The sequence below is a fragment of the Cellulomonas sp. genome, assembly GCF_965229465.1.
In the GTDB taxonomy this organism is placed as follows: Bacteria; Actinomycetota; Actinomycetes; order Actinomycetales; family Cellulomonadaceae; genus Cellulomonas.
Genome location: NZ_OZ245882.1, coordinates 2,380,222 through 2,399,265, shown reverse-complemented (window position 1 = coordinate 2,399,265; position 19,044 = coordinate 2,380,222). Strand labels below are relative to the sequence as shown.

Annotated in this window: 15 protein-coding genes; 9 read left to right on the top strand and 6 right to left on the bottom strand. The window is 75.3% G+C overall.

The features are described 5' to 3' along the window. Positions 1-10: 10 nt before the first annotated feature. Both ACO06A_RS11520 and ACO06A_RS11515 read left to right on the top strand, forming a co-directional pair. On the top strand, positions 11-1,231 hold the full coding sequence (locus tag ACO06A_RS11520) for an EAL and HDOD domain-containing protein (protein ID WP_421732333.1): 1,221 nt from the start codon (positions 11-13) through the stop codon (positions 1,229-1,231). Positions 1,232-1,261: 30 nt separating this feature from the next. Next, positions 1,262-1,537, top strand: a complete 276-nt coding sequence (locus tag ACO06A_RS11515) for a DUF2530 domain-containing protein (RefSeq protein ID WP_421732332.1) — start codon at positions 1,262-1,264, stop codon at positions 1,535-1,537. Here the strand turns inward: ACO06A_RS11515 and ACO06A_RS11510 are convergent. From ACO06A_RS11510 to ACO06A_RS11500, 3 genes are read right to left on the bottom strand one after another with little or no spacing between them, the layout of a single operon-like run. After that, positions 1,534-4,641 (bottom strand): sacsin N-terminal ATP-binding-like domain-containing protein, encoded by a 3,108-nt coding sequence (locus ACO06A_RS11510; protein WP_421732331.1) that lies wholly within the window; start codon positions 4,639-4,641, stop codon positions 1,534-1,536. The genes ACO06A_RS11515 and ACO06A_RS11510 overlap by 4 nt on opposite strands. Next, entirely contained in the window at positions 4,638-5,741 is a 1,104-nt protein-coding gene (locus tag ACO06A_RS11505; protein WP_421732330.1) for a DUF3027 domain-containing protein, read from the bottom strand. Before ACO06A_RS11505 ends, ACO06A_RS11510 begins: the two co-directional genes overlap by 4 nt. A 2-nt stretch (positions 5,742-5,743) precedes the next feature. Continuing rightward, entirely contained in the window at positions 5,744-6,127 is a 384-nt protein-coding gene (locus ACO06A_RS11500) for a cold shock domain-containing protein (RefSeq protein WP_175348861.1), read from the bottom strand. Positions 6,128-6,243: 116 nt separating this feature from the next. Between ACO06A_RS11500 and ACO06A_RS11495 the strand changes: the two genes are divergently transcribed. Continuing rightward, a complete protein-coding gene (locus ACO06A_RS11495; protein WP_421732329.1) occupies positions 6,244-6,588 on the top strand; it encodes a TraR/DksA family transcriptional regulator in 345 nt (114 codons plus the stop codon). 13 nt (positions 6,589-6,601) lie between these two features. Here ACO06A_RS11495 and ACO06A_RS11490 read toward each other — a convergent pair whose 3' ends face one another. Together ACO06A_RS11490 and ACO06A_RS11485 are read right to left on the bottom strand one after the other, a co-directional pair. Next, positions 6,602-7,423: a HEAT repeat domain-containing protein gene (locus tag ACO06A_RS11490; RefSeq protein WP_421732328.1), complete on the bottom strand. Its 822-nt coding sequence runs from the start codon at positions 7,421-7,423 to the stop codon at positions 6,602-6,604. A gap of 69 nt (positions 7,424-7,492) precedes the next feature. Further along, on the bottom strand, positions 7,493-8,713 hold the full coding sequence (locus ACO06A_RS11485; RefSeq protein WP_421732327.1) for a M20 metallopeptidase family protein: 1,221 nt from the start codon (positions 8,711-8,713) through the stop codon (positions 7,493-7,495). Positions 8,714-8,849: 136 nt separating this feature from the next. On the opposite strand from ACO06A_RS11485, the gene ACO06A_RS11480 reads away from it, so the two are divergent. From ACO06A_RS11480 to ACO06A_RS11465, 4 genes are all read left to right on the top strand, one after another. Beyond that, positions 8,850-11,255 (top strand): helicase-associated domain-containing protein, encoded by a 2,406-nt coding sequence (locus tag ACO06A_RS11480; protein WP_421732326.1) that lies wholly within the window; start codon positions 8,850-8,852, stop codon positions 11,253-11,255. Then, on the top strand, positions 11,252-12,913 hold the full coding sequence (locus ACO06A_RS11475) for a DNA repair helicase XPB (protein WP_421732325.1): 1,662 nt from the start codon (positions 11,252-11,254) through the stop codon (positions 12,911-12,913). The genes ACO06A_RS11480 and ACO06A_RS11475 overlap by 4 nt, the downstream gene beginning before the upstream one ends. A 62-nt stretch (positions 12,914-12,975) precedes the next feature. Further along, on the top strand, positions 12,976-14,970 hold the full coding sequence (locus ACO06A_RS11470; RefSeq protein WP_421732324.1) for a TPM domain-containing protein: 1,995 nt from the start codon (positions 12,976-12,978) through the stop codon (positions 14,968-14,970). A 60-nt stretch (positions 14,971-15,030) separates the two neighbouring features. Further along, the gene (locus ACO06A_RS11465) at positions 15,031-15,795 is read left to right on the top strand and encodes a PspA/IM30 family protein (protein WP_421732323.1); all 765 of its coding nucleotides are present in this window, start codon (positions 15,031-15,033) and stop codon (positions 15,793-15,795) included. Between the two features lie 58 nt (positions 15,796-15,853). Here the strand turns inward: ACO06A_RS11465 and ACO06A_RS11460 are convergent, their stop codons facing one another. Beyond that, the gene (locus tag ACO06A_RS11460; RefSeq protein WP_421732321.1) at positions 15,854-16,609 is read right to left on the bottom strand and encodes a type 1 glutamine amidotransferase; all 756 of its coding nucleotides are present in this window, start codon (positions 16,607-16,609) and stop codon (positions 15,854-15,856) included. Positions 16,610-16,791: 182 nt separating this feature from the next. On the opposite strand from ACO06A_RS11460, the gene ACO06A_RS11455 reads away from it, so the two are divergent. Together ACO06A_RS11455 and ACO06A_RS11450 are read left to right on the top strand one after the other, a co-directional pair. Next, positions 16,792-17,523: a response regulator transcription factor gene (locus ACO06A_RS11455; RefSeq protein ID WP_421732320.1), complete on the top strand. Its 732-nt coding sequence runs from the start codon at positions 16,792-16,794 to the stop codon at positions 17,521-17,523. Beyond that, positions 17,520-19,040: a sensor histidine kinase gene (locus ACO06A_RS11450; protein ID WP_421732319.1), complete on the top strand. Its 1,521-nt coding sequence runs from the start codon at positions 17,520-17,522 to the stop codon at positions 19,038-19,040. The genes ACO06A_RS11455 and ACO06A_RS11450 overlap by 4 nt, the downstream gene beginning before the upstream one ends. Positions 19,041-19,044 lie beyond the last annotated feature (4 nt).

Genomic DNA, 19,044 nt, shown 5'->3' with positions numbered 1-19,044 from the left:
GGGGAGAGACATGAGCGTGCTGAACGATTCCGACCGCCTCACACGCAGCGCCACCCTGCTGCGCCAGCCGATCGTGCACCCGGACCGGTCGGTCTTCGGGTACGCGGTGCGGGCCGAGGTGCACGACGCCGACGGAGCGCTGCTCCCGGAGAGCCAGGTCGAGGACCAGCTCGACGAGGCCTACGCGACGCTGGACCCCACGACGATCGCCGGTGACCGGCCCCTGATGCTCCGCGCGACCTCCGGGCTGTTCCTGGGCCGGGTGCCCGCGCCCGCGGCCTCCTCCGGGTTCGCCCTCGAGATCCCCGCATCGCTGGCCGGACGGCCCGACACCGCCGAGCGGCTCATCACGCTGCGCCTGCTCGGCTACGGCCTGGCGATCGGCGACTACACCGGCACGGCCGCCCAGGACGCGCTGCTCCCCCTGGTCGACGTGGTGAAGGTCCACATGGGCCGCTCCCAGGACCGGCTCCTGGACCTGGTCAACCGCGCCCACCAGCACCCCGACGTCCGCGTCATCGGGGAGCGCGTCGCGACGACCGAGTCGATCGCGTTCGCCCTCGACCTCGGCGTCGACCTGCTCCAGGGCCCGATGTTCGAGCGGCACCCCGAGGGCTCCGGCCGCGACTTCCGGGCCGGCGAGATCCAGTGCCTCACCCTGGTCCGCCTGCTGTCGGTGGAGTCGCCCGACCACGAGGCGGTCGTCCACACGGTCGAGTCGGACCCTGAGCTGAGCATGCGCGTGCTGTCCATGATCAACTCCAGCGCGTCCGGGGTACGGCGCCAGATCGACTCCGTGCGCCACGCCGTCGTCCTGCTGGGCCCGCGGCAGCTGAGCGCCCTGGCCATGGCCTCGCTGGTCGACGCCCGGCCGGCGACGGTCGGCGCGCTCTGGTCGGTCCTCGCCCGCGCACTGACGTGCGGGACGCTGATCGGTTCGGACGCCGGGTACACGGTCGGCCTCCTCTCGGCGGTCGCCGCGCAGCAGCACCTGTCGGTGGAGTCGCTGGTGGAGCGCTCGGGCGTGTCCGAGCAGATCGCCTACGCCCTGCGCGACCAGACGGGCGTGTACGGACCGGTCCTGGCCGCGGTGATGGCGCACGAGGAGAACGACCTCGACGGCGTCGCGGCGACGGGTCTCGCGCCCCGCGACGTGGCGCAGGCCCACCTGGCCGCCGTCTCCGAGGCCTACGCCACCGCGACGGCGCTCGCCGTCTCACCGACCGACTGACGTCCCGGCGGGGGCGACTACGCTTCTGCCGTGCCGTCGCCGTTCGCCACCCTGCTGCATCCCACCCGCACCACACCCCCTCCGGTCGCCATCGATCTCGAGCGGGTGGTCTTCGTGGGCACCGGGATCTGGGCGGTGGCGCTGCTCGTGACCGGTGTCTTCGTGCTCGTGGGTGACCTCGAGCCGGACATCGTGTGGGTCTGCGCGACGGGGATCGTCCTGGGCCTCCTCGGTGCCGGGTGGGCCCGCCGGAACCGGCCCGCTCCCGCGGTCGTCCCGACGGACGGCCCGCCGGCCCAGCCCTAGGCGGTCCCGGTCGCCGGGTCGTCGAGCACGGTCCCGAGCACCAGCTCCGCCGCGCGCTCCGGCGCCACCAGCACGGCCTCGATCGCGTGCCTGGCCGACCAGCGCCCGCCGGCCTGCGCCAGCCCCGCCGCCAGGCCCGCGGCGTGCACGGCGCGGACCACCGCCTGCGACCCCTCGCCGGTCACCCACCAGTCCACCGGTGCGTTGTCGACCGTCAGCTCCTCGTGCTCCCACCACGTGGCCGGGGCGTCGTCGACCAGCGCGGAGACCGCGACCGGCACCGGCTGCGCCACTCCGCGGCCGGCGTCGTCGACCTCGCCGGCCGCGAGCTCCGTGGCCAGCGGCAGGTCGAGCAGCGCGGCCAGGGCGTCCGCGTGCGCCCGCGTGGCCGGCACCATGGCCGCCACGTCGGTGCGCTGCCACCACATGGGCTGGTCCGCGACCGCCGCGTCGTCGGCGTGCACCACCGCCACCTGCGACGGGGCGACGAGCGCGGGGATCCGCTCCGCCGGGCGCGCCTCGGGGCCGCCGTCCGGGCGGGTCGCGGCCGCCGTGATCCCCCGCCAGAGCGCTACGGCCGTCCGCTCGTCCACCGGGGACCCGGGATGCCCGAGCGCATCGAGCACCCGCACCCAGGCGTCGCCATCCAGCTGGTCGAACCGGGTCACCCCGCCGAGCGCCCGCTGGACGGCCGCGTCGAGCCCGCGCAGCACGTCCGGGACCGCCGGCAGCACGTCCCGCAGGGTCGGCTCCGCCTCGTCGGTGTCGCCGGCGAAGATGCCGCCCAGCTGGTCCGGACCGCGCTCGCGCAGCCACCAGGCGGTGTACGACGCCGCGGTCGCCCCGCGCTCGCCGCGCACCGGGTCCAGCAAGGTCCGCCGCAGGTCGGGGACCGACGCGAGGCGCGCGAGGACGTCGGGCCAGCGGTCGGCGTCGACGGCGTCGAGGTCCGCCACCGCGTCGATGTCGCCCACGTACTCGCCGGCGCCCAGGGTGTCGGACAGGTGCGCGAGGTACTGCGGCCAGGCGTCGAGGGACTGCGCGGCCAGGCCGGCGTCGTCGGTGCCGTCCGGGTCGATCGCGGCGGGCTCGGCCACGACGTCGGACACGTGCACCACGGCCAGGTCGTCGCGGACGCCGGCGGCGACGAGCGTCGCGGCTCCCCACCGCTCGACCGCCTCGAGGGTCACGGGCGCCAGCACGCGCGGGTCCAGCAGATCGGCCGCGGGGCCGCCCGGGAGCACCAGCCCGTGGGCGGGCGTCGGCTCCCCGTCGGCGGCCGGGAGCGTGAGCAGACCGAGCCAGGGAGCGTGCCCGACAGCCCGGTCGGAGTCGCCCACCGCCGCCCGCACGACGGCGAGGACCGCGTCGGTCACCTCGTCGGCCAGTGCGAGGTCGTCGTCGTCCGCCTGCTCCAGCACGGCCGCCCGCAGCGCCGGGTGCGCCAGGAGACCACGGGCGTCGGGGGCGTCCGCGCCGAGCCGCCCGAGCAGCGGGTGCGCCGCCCCGGCGTCGACCACGCGCAGTCCCCAGCGCCCGAGCGTCCGCAGCGCCTCGGTGCCCACGGCGTCGACCTCCGCCGGGTCGAGCAGGGTCAGGCCGCGCGCGCCCCGCACGACGCGGCCGTCGGCGAGGGGCACCGGGAGCGCCCCGAGGGCCTCGCGGGCCCGTGCGTCGTCCGCCAGCGGGTCCAGCGCGTCGTACAGCTCGGCCCACGCGCCGTCGTCGACCGCGGGCAGCTCCTCCACCACGTCGGCGAGGCTGCGCTCCTCCACCCCGAGCGCCCGGGCCTGACCCTCCCGGCCGACCGGCACGACGACCAGCCCGGCGACCCGGCGACCCAGCGCCGCCATCGCACGCGGGTGGTTGCCGGCGCCGTCCGCGAGCATGACCGCCCGATCCGGGGCGACGAGCGGGTGCGGGGCGCCGCCGTCGGCCGGCCCCGCCGCGCGGCGGAGCAGCGGCGTCCGCGCGAGCCGCTCGACGACCAGGTCCCGGAGCGTGCCGTCGAGGGTGCCCTCGGCCAGGCCGCTCGGCACCAGGGACAGCGGATCGTGGTCGGCCTCGGCCCGCTCGTGCGCCAGCCGCGCGTACGCGGTCGCCGCGTGCTCCAGGACGGTGTCCGCCAGCCGGCCGGGCGCGACGTGCCGCCGCGTGGGATCCAGCGGGAGGGTGGCGACGAGGAGGGCCGGCACGCTGCACGGCTCGTCGGTGGGCGTCGGGGCGTGCACCACGGCCGGCCAGCTCACGCCCGGCACGCGCGGGACCGCCCACGTCACCCGCCACGTGCGGGCGCTGCGCTCCTCGACGGGACGGTCGGCGACCACCTCGTAGGGCAGGTCCCCCTCGGCCGAGACGACGACCCACCGGTCCTCGACGTCCGCGAACCGGCGGGAGGGCGCGTCCGAGGTGTGGTCCTCCACCACGATCTCCACCAGACCCGGCAGGGCCAGCAGGAGCGGGTCGCCGACCTCGCGCAGCAGCGCGCGCACCTCGTCGGCGGCGACCTCGTCGCGCAGCTGGAGGACCACCGCGGTGTCGTAGCCCGCGGGTGGGCGGCCGTCCGCGGGGAGCGGGAGGCGCAGGGCCGGTAGCGAGCCGTCGCGGCGACGCACCTCCTCGGCGAGCGCCGGGACGTCCTCGGAGGCCTCGCTCAACAGCTCGGCCGTGTCCCGCGCGGAGAACCGGACGCCCCCGGTGGTGGACAGCAGCGACACCTCGTCGGCCACTGCGCGCACGGCCGCGAAGCCGACGCCGTACCGGCCGACCACGCCCTCGTGGCTGTCCCGTTTCGACGACGCGCGCATCGACGACAGCGACGCGACACCGTCGGCGTCGAGCGGGCTGCCCGTGTTGGCGGCGACCAGCGCGGTGGTGCCGTCGTCCGCGTGCGCGAGCCGCAGCAGCAGCCGGCCCGGGACGTCCGCGCGCGCGGCGGCGTCGGCGGCGTTCTGCGCCAGCTCGACCAGCACCCGGTCGCGGTAGTAGCCGCGGGCGTGGTCCTCCTCCGTGTTGGCGTCCTCCCGCAGTCGAGCGGGGGAGGCGCGCCACGCCCCCAGGACGGCCGCGCGGAGGGCGGCCGTCCCGAAGGCGTCGGCGGTCACGGCTCCGGGTCGGGCCGGGTGGCGGGCTGGTCGGCGTCGGAGACGTCGGGCTCGGGTGCTGCGTCGGGCTCGGGTGCTGCGTCGGGCTCGGGTGCTGCGTCGGGCTCGGGTGCTGCGTCGGGCTCGACGGCTGCGTCCGCGACGGGCGCGACCTCGACCTCGTCGGGTGTGACCTCGGCGTCACCGGGCGCGGCGTCGGTCTCGTCGGGCGCGGTGGTCGCCTCGATCGCGGTGTCCGCCGGCTCCCTCGGCTCCGTCGGCTCCGTCGGGACGTCGGCGTCGGTCGGCGCGGTCGGCGCCTCGTCGGCGACGGTGGCCTCGGTCGTCTTCGCCGGCGCGGCCGAGGACTCGGTGAGGTTCACCAGCTCCAGGCTGAGCTCGTCGATCAGCGGGTCGGCGGCGGGCCAGTCGGTGGGCGGGGCCTCGGAGTCGGTCTCGGAGTGCGCGCCGCAGCCGTGGTCGACGCTCACGACGGTGCCGTCGTCCGGCGACCACTGGTTGGCGCAGACACCGAAGACGGTGCCGAGCGACCCCTGGAGCGGCACCAGGAACCCGCAGCTGCCGCACGCGGCCGCGGACGCCAGCGCGCCGGCGCTCGTCGGACCGTGCGGGCCGCGGTACCAGCGCTCGGCGGCCTCGTCGCGACCCTGCGGCGACAGCACCCTGATGCGGGCGAGGGCGAGCTCGTCGATCGCGACGTCGTCCAGCTCGGGGTCGCCCGTGGGGGTCCAGCCGGGCTCGAGGCGCGGGTCGTCGGCCTTGAAGGGCAGCACGTCGCCGGGGCCGATGTCGCCCGGGCGGATCCGCTCGGACCACGGGAGCCAGGCCTGCCCGAGCACGGCGTCCGGACCGGGCAGCAGCTCGGCCTCGCAGACCGTCGCCGTGCGGCCGCGCGGCACGCGCGCCACGGTGACCGTCCACTCCCAGCCGCGGTAGCCGCGGGCGGCGGAGGCGAACCGGTGGGACACCAGCCGCTCCCCCTCGACGACGAGACCGAGGTACTCGCCGACGTCGGAGGGGTCCTCGGCGAGGTCGACAGCGACCGCACGGGCCAGGTCGACGGCGGATCCGAGGACCGCGTCCTTGGTAGCTGCAGGCATGCTCAGGCCTCGATGTCGTCCGCGACGGCGCGCAGGAGCAAGGCGTACTGCTCCCCGCGCGCCTTCTCGGGGTAGCGGCCACGACGCAGGTCGTTGCCGACGCGGTCCAGGACCTTGATGAGGTCCTCGATGATGACGGCCATGTCGTCGGCGGGCTTGCGCGCCGCCTTGGCGACCGACGGCACGGGGTCCAGCAGCTTGACGGACAGGGCCTGCGGGCCGCGACGGCCGTCGGCGACGCCGAAGTCGACCTTCGCGCCGGGCTTCGGCGCCGTGACGCCCTCGGGCAGCGCGGAGGCGTGCAGGAAGACCTCGCCGCCGTCGTCGCTGGCGATGAACCCGAAGCCGCGCTCGGTGTCGAACCACTTGACCTTGCCGGTAGGCACGGTGAACCCCGTTCATGAGAAGGACGTACTGGCCACAAGGTTACCGGCCACGGCACCCGAAAATCCCCGGGCACCCGTCGCGGAAGCCTGACCGGCCGTGTCGCGTTGCGGTGGAGGTGACCCAGACGTCCGCCCGAGACCGGCTCGACGAGCTCCGCGCCGAGACCCTGGAGCGCCTCGCCGCGCTCGAGGGCGAGCACCGCGCCGTCGTGGACGCCTCGCGGGACAGCAACGCGGACGACGAGCACGACCCCGAGGGCGCGACGATCGCGTTCGAGCGGGCCCAGGTCGACGCCCTGGCGCGCGACGCCGTGGAGCGGCTCGCCTCGGTCGACGCCGCGCTCGCACGGCTCGACGACGGCTCGTACGGGGTCTGCACGGTGTGCGGGCAGCCGATCGCCGCGGCCCGGCTGGAGGCCCGACCCACCGCGACGACGTGCGTCGGGTGCACAGCGCGCTGATCGCCCGCAGGCGTCACTCCACGTCGAGGAGCTCCGCGTCCAGCAGCCCCGCGTCGACCGCGAGCGCCGACCTGGTCCGCAGCTCGGCCAACGCCCTCTGGTCGCCGTCGAGCCGGGACCGGACGGCGTCGTAGAACTGGCGCGCCCGGTGGGGCGCGATGTCGAGCATCTGCGTCAGGCATCCCCACCACACCAGCTGGGCGTCGCCGTTGAAGCCATGGGCCCGCAGCCGCAGGAGCGCGGCGACGCCGTCCAGGACGTCGTCGCCCGGGCCGGTCGGGTCGGTGAGGCGGCGGGCGCAGTCCGCGACGCTCTGGCCTGCCCGGTCGACCCACCCCGACTGGTGCCGGAGCGTGAGGTCGTGCAGCGTCGGGTCGCCCAGCGCCCCGGCGGCGACCATCGCGAGCCGGCGGACGGACCCGTCGGCGCGGCTGAGCTCGGCCCGCACGTAGGGCAGCGCGCGCTGGTCCTGCCGGAGCGACAACCCGACGAGCGCCTCGTGGCGGGTGTCGAGGTCGATGTCGTCGAGCCGGTCGACGAGCGCCCGGCGCAGCTCGGGTGTGTCGACCTCCTGCCACTGCTGGCCGAGCGTGAAGCACGCCCAGTCCCGCACCTGCGGGTCGAGGTCCGCGGTCAGCCTGATCGCGGTGGCGAGCAGCTCGGCGCTCGGTTCGGCGTCGGTGAGGTAGGGCAGCTGGACCGCCACCGCCTTGCGGACGACCGCGCTCTCGTGACCGACGAGCGCCAGGACGGATGCCACGTCCTGCGGACCGGCGGCACCGATGGCGTCGCAGAGATCGGCGGTGGTGCCGACGGTCGCGATCCTCAGTGCCATGGCGCTGAGTCTGGAGGACGGTGGGCTCGGATGAGTGCGGTTTCAGGCATCGACTCCTGGCGTACGGGTCTACCCGCCCTCCGTCAGGCGGTCCAGCACGAGCGCCGCGAGCACGGCCGGGCCGACCGCGAGCGACTCCTCCGCGAACCGTGCGTGCGCGGAGTGGTTGTACGCCGCGGTCGCCGGGTCCTCGCCGACGGGGGTCGCACCGAGGGCCAGGTACGCGCCGGGCACCTGCTGGAGCACGTAGGAGAAGTCCTCCGCGCCGGAGAGCGGCTGCGGCATGGTCAGGTACGCCTGCTCGCCGAACAGTCCCCTGACCACCCCGGCGGCACGGTCCACCTCGGCGGGCGTGTTCGACGTGACGGGGTAGCCGCGCCGGTAGTCGACCGTGGCGGTCAGCCCGTGGGCCGCGGCGATGCCCTCGACCACGCGGGTCAGCCGCTCGGGCACCAGCCCGTGCGCGGTCTCGGAGAAGGTGCGGACGGTCGCCTCCAGCACGGCGGTCGACGGGATCACGTTGTCGGTCGTGCCGGCCGCGATCCTCCCCACCGTCACGACGACGGGGTCGAACACGTCGAACTGCCGGGTGACCATGGCCTGGAGCGCCAGGACGATCTCGGCGGCGACCGGCACGGGGTCGGCCGCGAGGTGCGGCATCGAGCCGTGCCCGCCGCGGCCCTGGATCGTGACGTGCACGGTGTCGGCCGCGGCCAGGGCGGTGCCGTACCTCGACGCGACCAGGCCGGCGGGCAGCACGGACGACAGCACGTGCAGGCCGTACGCGGCCACGACCCGCGACCCGGCGGCGTCGAGGACGCCCTCATCGATCATCAGCCGTGCACCGTGGTCGCCCTCCTCGCCGGGCTGGAACATGAGGACGACGTCGCCGGCGAGCTCGTCGCGACGGGAGGCCAGCAACCGGGCCGCGCCGACCAGCCCGGCCACGTGCAGGTCGTGGCCGCACGCGTGCATGACGCCGGCGCGCTCGGAGGCGAACGGCTCTCCCGAGTCCTCGGTGACGGGCAGCGCGTCCATGTCCCCGCGCAGCAGCACGGCCGAACCGGGGCGCCCTCCGCGCAGGACGGCGACCACGGAGCTCAGGCCGGTCCCCGTGCGGACCTCGAGGCCGAGCGGGGCGAGGGCGTCCAGGACGAGCCGCTGCGTCGCCGGGAGGTCCAGTCCGATCTCGGGGGTGCGGTGCAGGGCACGCCGCAGCTCGACGAGCGACGGGAGCTGCGCCTCGGCGTCGGCCCGCAGGCCGGCGAGGACGTCGACGGGGAGCGGCACGGTCGGGAACCTCCACGGCTGAGCGGGGCGGGCGGGATACGCAGACTGCCAGACCGCAGCCTCATCCGTCCGAGCACCCGTTACCCACCAGTAGCCGACGCCCCGCACCCGCCCCCCGCCACGTAAGGTTGTGCGGATGCCCACCTTCACCGGTTATCTGCGGGAACGCAGCGACGACGAGCTCGTCGCGCTCCTGCGCAGCCGACCGGACCTGGCGTCGCCGTCGCCCGCGACCCTGTCGTCACTGGCGGTCCGCGCCACCAGCCGGTCGAGCCTCGAGCGCGCGCTCGCGGCGGTCGACGCCAGCGTGCTCCAGGTGCTGGAGGCGGTCGTCGCCCTGTCCGAGCCCGGCCCGGTCACCGCCGCGGACCTCCCTGGCGCGCTCGGCGCCACCGACGAGGCCGGGGTCGCCCTGGTGGAGCGCGCGCTGCGGCTCGCGCTCGTCGGCACCCTGGTCTACCCGGACTCCGACGCTGCGGACGCCCCGCTGCTGCCCTCCCCCGGGCTCGCCGAGATCCTCGGCCCGTACCCCGCCGGGCTCGCTCCCCTGGACGCGGGGACCCGCCGCGGGACGCCGCCGGAACCGGTCGGGCTCGACGACCTGCCGACCCTCCTCGACACCGCCCCCGCCGGCGCGCGGCCCGTGCTCGACGCCCTGCTGTGGGGTCCACCCATCGGCCTCGCCCCATCCAACAGCACCGCCGCCGCGGCCGCCGTGGACTGGCTGCTGCGCCGTCACCTGCTCCTGCCCGGCGACTCCCGCCACGTGGTGCTGCCCCGCGCGGTCGCGCTCGCTCTGCGCGGCGGACGCACGCACGCCGCGCCCGCGGCGCCTCCACCGCTGCCCACCGACGTCCCGCACCGCAGCCACGCGTTGGTCGCGGCCGAGTCGGCGGCGGCCGGGGAGCGGATCGTGCTCCTCGTCGCGCGCCTGGTGCGCCTGTGGGAGCACACTCCGCCCGGGGTGCTGCGCGGCGGCGGCCTGGGGGTGCGCGAGCTGCGGCGGGTGGCCACCGCCCTGGAGACCGACGAGGCCGAGGCCGCCTTCGTCATCGAGCTGGCCGGCGCCGCGGCGTTCATCGCCGACGACGGCGAGGACAACCCGTCGTTCGCCCCGACCGTGGCCGTCGACGAGTGGGCGGTCCGCGACGTCCCCGACCGCTGGGCCGCGCTGGCCCGCACCTGGCGGTCCACCCTGCGCACCCCGTGGCTGGTCGGCGGGCGCGACGAGCGCGGCGGCGTCCGTGCGGCGCTCGACCCCGAGCTCCAGCGCACCTGGGCACCCCGCCTGCGCCGGTCGGTGCTCGACGTCCTCGCCGACACCCCTCCCGGCACGGCCCTGGACGCCGCGCACGTGGTCGCGGTCCTGCGCTGGCGGACCCCGCGGTCGGTCCCGCCGCCCGCGGCGGTCCAGGCGGTGCTCGTCGAAGCCGGCCGGCTAGGCATCCTCGGTGCGGGAGCGCTGTCCGACGCCGGTCGCGCCCTGCTCGTCGAGACCGCCCCGCTGGTCGGGGCCGAGTCGGCCGACCCCGCCGGCGCGCTCGCGGCGGCCCTGCCTCCCGCGGTCGGCGAGATCCTGCTCCAGGGCGACCTGACCGGTGTGGTCCCCGGCCGGCCCACCCCCGAGCTCGAGGACGTCCTGGACCGGACCGCGCACGTCGAGTCCCGCGGCGGCGCCCTCACGGTCCGGTTCACGCCGGACTCCGTCCGCCGCGCGCTCGACGCCGGCGCGACCGCCGACGGGCTGCTCGCCGAGCTGGCGACCCACAGCCGCTCGGGCGTCCCGCAGCCGCTGGAGTACCTGGTCCGGGACGCGGCGCGGCGCCACGGCCGCCTGCGCGTCGGCTCGGCGTCCGGCTACGTGCGTGCCGACGACCCGTCCCTCCTGGCCGGCCTGGCGGAGGACCCGCGGCTGGCCACGCTGGGCCTGGTCCAGCTGGCACCGACCGTCCTGGCCGCGCAGGCCCCCGCCCGCGAGCTGGTCGAGGCCCTGCGCGCGCACGGGCTGGCACCCGTCGCGGAGGGACAGGACGGCCAGGTGCTGCACGTGGTCTCGGCGGTGCGCCGGGTCGGCCGTCGCGCCACCGCGGGCGCCCGCAGACGCGCGTCGGACACGGCCCCCAGCGGCGCACGCGAGGTCCTCAGCGACGACCGCCTGCTCGCCCTCGTTCCGCAGCTGCGCCGGGCCGAGCAGGAGCGCAAGGCCGACGAGCTCGAGCGGCTGCCGGGGACCATCCTGGCGCCCCCCGTCCGGCGCGCGTCCGCGCCGCCTCCCCCGCCGCCCGCGCCGGCCGCGGGAACAGCCGACCCCGTGGATGCGTTGGTGCTGCTGCGCGAGGCGGCGGCCGAGAAGGTCGAGGTGTGGGTCGAGCTGGTGGGCTCGCACGGTGTCCCACAGCGGCGTCTGCTGCGACCCCTGCGGGTCGAGGGCGGGCGGCTGCGGGCGATCGACACCGCCCGCGAGTCCGAGCTCACCGTCGCGGTGCACCGGATCGCGAGCGTCACGCGCGCCACCGAAGACGATCGTCAGGAGACTTCGTGACCAACGGCCCCCTCATCGTGCAGAGCGACAAGACGCTGCTGCTCGAGGTCGACCACGACCAGGCCGAGGCGTGCCGACGTGCGATCGCTCCGTTCGCGGAGCTGGAGCGCGCCCCGGAGCACGTGCACACGTACCGCCTGACCCCGCTGGGCCTGTGGAACGCGCGCGCCGCGGGTCACGACGCCGAGCAGGTGGTCGACGTCCTGCTCGAGTACTCGCGCTACCCCGTGCCGCACGCCCTGCTGGTCGACGTCGCGGACATCATGTCCCGCTACGGGCGCCTCCAGCTCATCCAGGACCCCGTGCACGGCCTGATCCTGCACGCGCTGGACCCTGCGGTGCTGGTCGAGGTGGTCCGCTCCAAGCGCACCGCCGGGCTGCTCGGCGCCCGCATCGACGCCACTGACGTCGTCGTCCACCCGTCCGAGCGCGGCCACCTCAAGCAGGTGCTGCTCAAGCTGGGCTGGCCGGCCGAGGACCTCGCCGGGTACGTGAACGGCGAGGCGCACCAGATCGACCTGGTCCAGGACGGCTGGCACCTGCGGCCGTACCAGCAGCAGGCCGTCGACGGCTTCTTCCACGGCGGCTCCGGCGTGGTCGTCCTGCCCTGTGGCGCCGGCAAGACCCTCGTCGGTGCGGGGGCCATGGCGCGCTCGTCGACCACCACCCTGATCCTGGTGACCAACACCGTCAGCGCCCGGCAGTGGCGCGACGAGCTGCTCAAGCGCACGACGCTGACCGAGGACGAGATCGGCGAGTACTCCGGTGCCCGCAAGGAGGTCCGCCCGGTCACCATCGCCACCTACCAGGTGCTCACCACCAAGCGGAAGGGCGTCTACACGCACCTCGAGCTGCTCGACGCCCGCGACTGGGGCCTGGTCGTCTACGACGAGGTCCACCTGCTCCCCGCCCCGATCTTCCGGATGACCGCCGACCTCCAGGCGCGTCGCCGGCTCGGCCTGACCGCCACGCTGGTGCGCGAGGACGGCCGCGAGGACGAGGTGTTCAGCCTCATCGGCCCCAAGCGGTTCGACGCCCCCTGGAAGGACATCGAGGCCCAGGGCTACATCGCCCCCGCCGACTGCGTCGAGGTGCGCCTGACGCTCCCCGACGCCGACCGGATGGCCTACGCGGTCGCCGAGCCGGAGGAGCGGTACCGGCTCGCCGCGACCGCCAAGGGGAAGAACCGGGTGGTCGAGCAGCTGGTCGCCAAGCACGAGGGCGACCCGACGCTGGTGATCGGCCAGTACCTGGACCAGCTCCACACGCTGGCGGAGCACCTGAACGCGGACCTCATCACCGGCGAGACCACCGTGCACGAGCGGCAGCGGCTGTTCGACGCGTTCCGGTCGGGCGAGATCACCAAGCTCGTCGTGAGCAAGGTCGCCAACTTCTCCATCGACCTGCCCGAGGCGTCCGTGGCCATCCAGGTGTCCGGCTCGTTCGGCTCCCGGCAGGAGGAGGCGCAGCGGCTCGGCCGGATCATGCGTCCCAAGGGCGACGGCCGCACCGCGCACTTCTACACGGTCGTCGCGCGGGACACCGTGGACCAGGACTTCGCCGCCCACCGGCAACGGTTCCTGGCCGAGCAGGGCTACGCGTACTCGATCGTCGACGCCGAGGACCTGGACCCCGCCACGGAGGCCGAGCGCGACTGACCGGGAACCGTCTGCGGGCGTGAGCCGTTGCGGCGGGTAGTACCCACCGGAAGGATCAGTGCGTGCCCGCCCTGCGACGTCGCCTGTCCGTGCTCGTCCCGCTGCTGCTCGGAGCCCCGCTCCTGATCGGTGCCGGTCTCCTGCCGACCGTCGGCCCGCTGTCCCTCACGGGGGAGATCACCGACCAGGTGGGCGCGCTCGACGGCAGCGAGTCGCAGGTCCAGGCGGCGCTCGACCAGCTGGCGCAGGACACCTCGCTCCAGCTGTACGTCGTCTACGTCGCCGACTTCGGCGGCTCCGACCCCGTCGAGTGGGCGCAGGAGACCGCGCAGAAGTCCGGACTCGGCTCGCAGGACGTCATCCTGGCCGTCGCCACCGACGCGCGGCGGTACGCGCTCGCGCCGGAGACGGTCGAGGGGCTGTCCAGCTCGCAGGTCGAGGCGGCAAGCACCGCCGCCGAGGACCGGCTGCGCGAGGACGACTGGGCCGGCGCGGCGATCGCCACGGCGGACTCCCTGCGCGCCTCGGCCACCGGCTCGTCGGGCGGCGGCGGTGGTGGTGGTGGTGGCTTCGGCACGGTGCTCGTCATCGGCCTGGTGGTCGTCGCCGGGTTCTTCGGTCTGCGGTGGGTGATGTCCCGCCGTCGCGCCGCCGGGGTCGTGACGCCCGGTGCACCCGCCGCCCCCGGTGACGAGCTGGCGGCCCTGCCGACGGCCGAGCTGGACCGCCGCTCCGCGTCCGCGCTCGTCGCGATCGACGACGCGGTCAAGGCCTCGGACGAGGAGCTGGGGTTCGCCCAGGCCCAGTTCGGCCCCGACGCCACCGGTGAGTTCGAGACCGTGCTCGCCGACGCCAAGGCCCAGGTCACCGAGGCCTTCCGGCTGCGCCAGACGCTCGACGACAACATCCCCGACACCGAGCCCCAGGTCCGCGAGACGGCCACCCGCATCCTGCGGACGTGCGCCGCGGTGTCCGCGATGCTCGACGCGCAGAAGGCCGGCTTCGACCACCTGCGCGACCTCGAGGCCCACGTCGAGCAGGCCCTGGAGTCGCACGCGCGCTCGGCCGCGGCCCTGCGCCAGCGCCTCGACCCGGCCCGCGTCACGGTCAGCACGCTGGCCGCGACCTACCCGGCGGTCACGCTCGCGTCCGTCGCACGCAACCCCGACCAGGCGCAGCAGCTGCTCGACGAGGTCGACACGACGGTCGGCCGCGGCGAGGAGGCCGTGGGCAGCGGTCAGCGGGGCACCGCGGTCGGGTACGCCCGCGCCGCCGAGGAGGCCCTCAGCCAGGTCTCGACGCTGCTGGACGCGGTCGACCGCGCCGGACCGGAGCTCGCCGTGATCGGCTCCCGCATCGACGCGGCGATCGCCTCGATCTCCGCCGACCTGGCCGACGTCGACCGGCTCGCCCGCGACAAGCCCGAGGTCGCCGCCCCGGCCCAGACGGCGCGTACCGCGGTCGAGGCCGCTCGTGCCGCCCGCGCCGGCACCGGCGACCCGCTCGCGGCGATGCGCGCGATCACCGACGCCGAGGCCGCCCTGGACGCCGCGCTGGCCCCCACCCGGGACGCGGTCGAGCAGGACCGCCGCGCGCAGCGGCAGCTCGACGACCTCCTCGGCCGCCTCGAGTCCACCCTGCGTGCCACCGGCGACTTCCTGAGCACGCGCCGCGGGGCGGTCGGTCCCGAGGCGCGCACCCGGCTGGCCGAGGCCGAGCGGCTGCGTTCGGTGGCCCTCGACCAGCGGCCGACCGACGCCTCGGCCGCGCTCGCCACCGCGCAGCGCGCCGAGCAGCTGGCGCGCGAGGCGGCGGACCTCGCACAGCAGGACGTCGAGCGGGCGGACCAGCTCCAGGTCGGCGCCGGACAGCTGGGCGGCAGGGGCGGCGGAATGAACGGCGTCGGCGGGATGGTGCTCGGCGGCATCCTGCTGGACAGCGTCCTACGCGGCGGCGGCGGCTTCGGTGGTGGCGGCGGCTGGGGCGGCGGCGGTGGTGGCGGAGGAGGCGGTGGCGGCGGCGGCTTCGGCGACGGAGGGTTCGGCGGGGGTTTCTGACAGCAGTGAGCACGACGGCCGGGATGCTCCGGTCGACACGGACGACGAGAGGCATGAGCGATGACCGAGAAGCAGAGCGTGTTCGGGCGGATCACCCAGCTGGCCCGCGCCAACATCAACGCGCTCATCGACCAGGCCGAGGACCCGCAGAAGATGCTGGACCAGCTGGTGCGCGACTACACCGGCTCGATCGGGGACGCCGAGCGCGCGATCGCGCAGACCATCGGCAACCTGCGCCTGGCGGAGCAGGACTACAACGAGGACGTCTCCGCGGCGCGCGAGTGGGGCAGCAAGGCGCTGGCCGCGTCCAGCCGCGCGGACCAGTACCGCTCCGCCGGAGACACCGCGAACGCCGACAAGTTCGACAACCTGGCCAAGATCGCGCTCAGCAAGCAGCTCACCGCGGAGGGCGAGGTCCGCGAGGCGGAGCCACTCATCGCGTCGCAGCGCGAGACCGTCGAGAAGCTCAAGTCCGGCCTGGCCATGATGAAGGACAAGCTCGGCCAGCTGAAGTCGCGCCGGGACACCCTGGTCGCCCGGCAGAAGTCCGCCGAGGCGCAGCAGACCGTGCAGACCGCGATCAGCTCGATCAACGTGCTGGACCCGACCAGCGAGATCTCGCGCTTCGAGGACAAGGTGCGCCGCGAGGAGGCACTGGCGATGGGCCAGGCGGAGATCGCCGCGTCGTCGCTGGACTCCCAGTTCTCGGAGCTCGAGGCGTCCTCCGAGCAGATCGAGGTCGAGGCGCGGCTGGCCGCGCTCAAGGCCGGCAGTGCCCCGCAGCAGCTGGGCACCACGCGGGTCACGCCGGAGATCGAGGCCTGACGCCCGCACGACGAGAGCGCCCGACCCCGGTGCAGGGGTCGGGCGCTCTCGTGCTCGGTCAGGCGGAGACGGGCTCCTGGGCGGTCGCGCGCACGTGCGCGGCGAACGACTCGGCGAGCGTGCGGCCCACGGTCTCGACCTCGCCCTGGCGGGCGGCGTAGGCCGCGAGCACGGCGTCGGTGTCGACGTCGTCGTGCCCGTCGGCCCAGCCGCGCAGCGTGTCCGCGCCGGCCTCGGGGTGGAACTGCACGCCCCACGCGGAACCGATGCGGAAGGCCTGGTACGGGTACATGGCCGACGACGCCAGCCACACCGCACCGCGGGGCAGGTCCACGACGGCGTCCGCGTGCATGCTCGGCTGCGGCGTGGAGTGCCGGGCGTCGGCCAGGGCCGCGACGGCACCGACGACCGCGTCGCCGGTGGCCTCGGGCCGCCAGCGCACGTCGACGACACCGGACTCGCGCCCGGGGGGCGCGGCCACCTGCACGCGACCGCCGCGCGCCGCAGCGAGCAGCTGGGCGCCGAGGCAGATGCCGAGCGTCGGGACGCCCTGGACGCTGGCGTCCGCGAGCAGCGCGCGCAGCTCCGGCAGCCACGCAGCGGTGGCGTCGTCGTGCGCGGACATGTGGCCGCCGAGGACGACGAGTCCGTCGCCCACCTGGTCGACCGCGGGAACGCTCTCACCGGCGAACGCCGCGACGATGCGCAGCTCGACGTCGCCGAGCCACTCGCCGAAGCGGTCGAGCGAGACGTCGGGAGAGCTCTGGATGACGGTGACGACCGGTCGGGGGCCACCGGAGAAGGGGAGGGTCACGCGGAGACGGTACCCCCGCGGCACCCCGATCCTGCAAGGAACGGGCGTCCCATCTGTCCGGTTCCAGGTCGCTCGTCCACCTTTGCCGACCGGATGAATCTGTCACGCGTGCGCGTCATCACACTCGACCGGTCTCCGATTCCACCCAGCCAACTCCCAGGCTCCGGGCGGAGAATCAGAGGATGTCCACTGTTCAGCCGGGGACCCCGGAGGCACGCCTGCTCGTCGTCGACGACGAGCCGAACATCCGCGAGCTGCTGGCCACGTCGCTGCGCTTCGCCGGCTTCGAGGTGTACGCCGCCGCCGACGGGGGCTCCGCGCTGCGCCTCGCGCGCGAGGTCGAGCCCGACCTGGTGGTGCTCGACGTGATGCTCCCCGACATGGACGGGTTCACGGTCACCCGACGGCTGCGCGAGAAGGGCCAGCACGTCCCGGTCCTGTTCCTCACCGCCCGCGACGACACGGCGGACAAGGTGCAGGGCCTGACGGTCGGCGGCGACGACTACGTGACCAAGCCGTTCAGCCTGGAGGAGGTCGTCGCCCGCATCCGCGCGGTCCTGCGCCGGACGCGGCCGGGTCTCGCCGACGACGGCAGCGTGCTCCGGTACGCGGACCTCGAGCTCGACGAGGACTCCCACGAGGTGGTCCGCGCCGGCCACACGGTGGACCTGTCCCCCACGGAGTTCAAGCTCCTGCGCTACCTCATGCTCAACCCCGGCCGGGTGCTGTCGAAGTCGCAGATCCTCGACCACGTCTGGCAGTACGACTGGGGCGGCGACGCCAACATCGTCGAGTCCTACATCTCCTACCTGCGCCGGAAGGTGGACCAGATCGACGGGCCGGACGGGTCCCGGCTGCCCCCGCTCATCCACACCAAGCGCGGCGTGGGCTACCTGCTGCGCGAGTCGACGTGAGCACGGACACGACGACCGCGCCTCCCCTGTCCGCCGAGGCCGCACCGGCTCCACGCCCCCTGGACGCGCTTCGCGACCGCTGGGCGGGCGTCCCCCTGGTCACCCGCCTGGTCGGCATCGTCACGGTCCTGCTCGCGTTCGGGCTGGCGCTCGCGGGGGCCACCAGCGCGACGCTCCTCGAGGGGACGCTCGTCGACCAGGTGGACACCAAGCTCCAGACCGAGGGCACCCAGGTGGCGACGCAGCGCCTGAGTCAGCTCGACATCACCGGCAACCCTTTCTACACGCCGAGCGACTACTACCTGCGGTACGCGGTCGACGACGACGAGCTGCCGATCCTCTCGGAGACCACCCGCGAGCAGTACGGCACACCGAACGTGCCGTCGATGAGCGTCGACCAGGCGACCGCCCGCCACGGCGACCCGTTCACGGTCTCCTCCACGCAGCCGGGCTCGCAGTGGCGGGTGGTGGCCTACAACTTCCCGATGCGTGACGGGACGGTCGGCACCGCGGTGATCGCGCTCCCCCTGGGGGACATCCAGCACACGGTGCGCCGGATGACGCTCGTGCTGCTGCTCAGCGGGCTGGGCATCGTGCTCCTGGGCGCGGTGGCGGGCGCGTGGGCGGTCCGTCGTTCGCTCAAGCCGCTGCGAGAGATCGAGACGACCGCCGCCGCGATCGCCGCGGGCGACCTCACGCAGCGGGTGCCGTCGGGGCCGGAGCACACCGAGGTGGGCCGGCTCAGCGCCGCCCTGAACGGGATGCTCGCGCAGATCGAGCAGGCCTTCGGGGCGCAGTCCGCGTCGGAGGCCCGGATGCGCCGGTTCGTCGCCGACGCCTCCCACGAGCTGCGGACCCCGCTGGCCACCATCCGCGGCTACGGCGAGCTCTACCGGATGGGTGCCCTGACCACGACCGACCAGGTGGACGACACCCTGCGCCGCATCGAGCAGTCGGCCACCCGCATGGGCGCGCTGGTCGAGGACCTGCTCGCGCTCGCCCGGCTCGACGAGGGCCGCCCCCTGCGCACCGGCCCCGTGGACCTCACCGTGCTCGCCGCGGACGCGGTCAGCGACCTGCACGCCCTCGACCCGTCCCGCTCGACGCGGCTGGTCCCGCTGGTCGACGGGGCCGCGGGCGGGCCGTGCGTCGTCGTCGGCGAGGAGTCGCGGCTGCGTCAGGTGCTGGCCAACCTCGTCGGCAACACCGTCCAGCACACCCCGCCCGGTACCCCGGTCGAGATCGCGGTCGGGATGCTGCCGAACGGCGAGGGCGCCCTGGAGGTGCGCGACCACGGGCCCGGCATCGACCCGGAGCACGCGGCGCGCGTGTTCGAGCGCTTCTACCGGGTCGACGCCAGCCGCGGGCGCGACTCCGGGGGCGCGGGGCTGGGCATGGCCATCGTCGCCGCGATCGTCGAGGCGCACGCCGGGTCGGTGCACCTGTCGCGGACACCCGGAGGCGGGACGACGGTCCGCGTCACCCTCCCCGCTCCGGCCCACGAGTCACAGTCCTGAGGGC

What these genes read in the sequence shown, in the direction of transcription:
- ACO06A_RS11505 (WP_421732330.1), bottom strand. Translation starts at nt 5,741, where the DNA reads ATGCCTGCAGCTACCAAGGACGCGGTCCTCGGATCCGCCGTCGACCTG.
- ACO06A_RS11490 (WP_421732328.1), bottom strand. Translation starts at nt 7,423, where the DNA reads ATGGCACTGAGGATCGCGACCGTCGGCACCACCGCCGATCTCTGCGAC.
- ACO06A_RS11480 (WP_421732326.1), top strand. Translation starts at nt 8,850, where the DNA reads ATGCCCACCTTCACCGGTTATCTGCGGGAACGCAGCGACGACGAGCTC.
- ACO06A_RS11465 (WP_421732323.1), top strand. Translation starts at nt 15,031, where the DNA reads ATGACCGAGAAGCAGAGCGTGTTCGGGCGGATCACCCAGCTGGCCCGC.
- ACO06A_RS11455 (WP_421732320.1), top strand. Translation starts at nt 16,792, where the DNA reads ATGTCCACTGTTCAGCCGGGGACCCCGGAGGCACGCCTGCTCGTCGTC.
- ACO06A_RS11520 (WP_421732333.1), top strand. Translation starts at nt 11, where the DNA reads ATGAGCGTGCTGAACGATTCCGACCGCCTCACACGCAGCGCCACCCTG.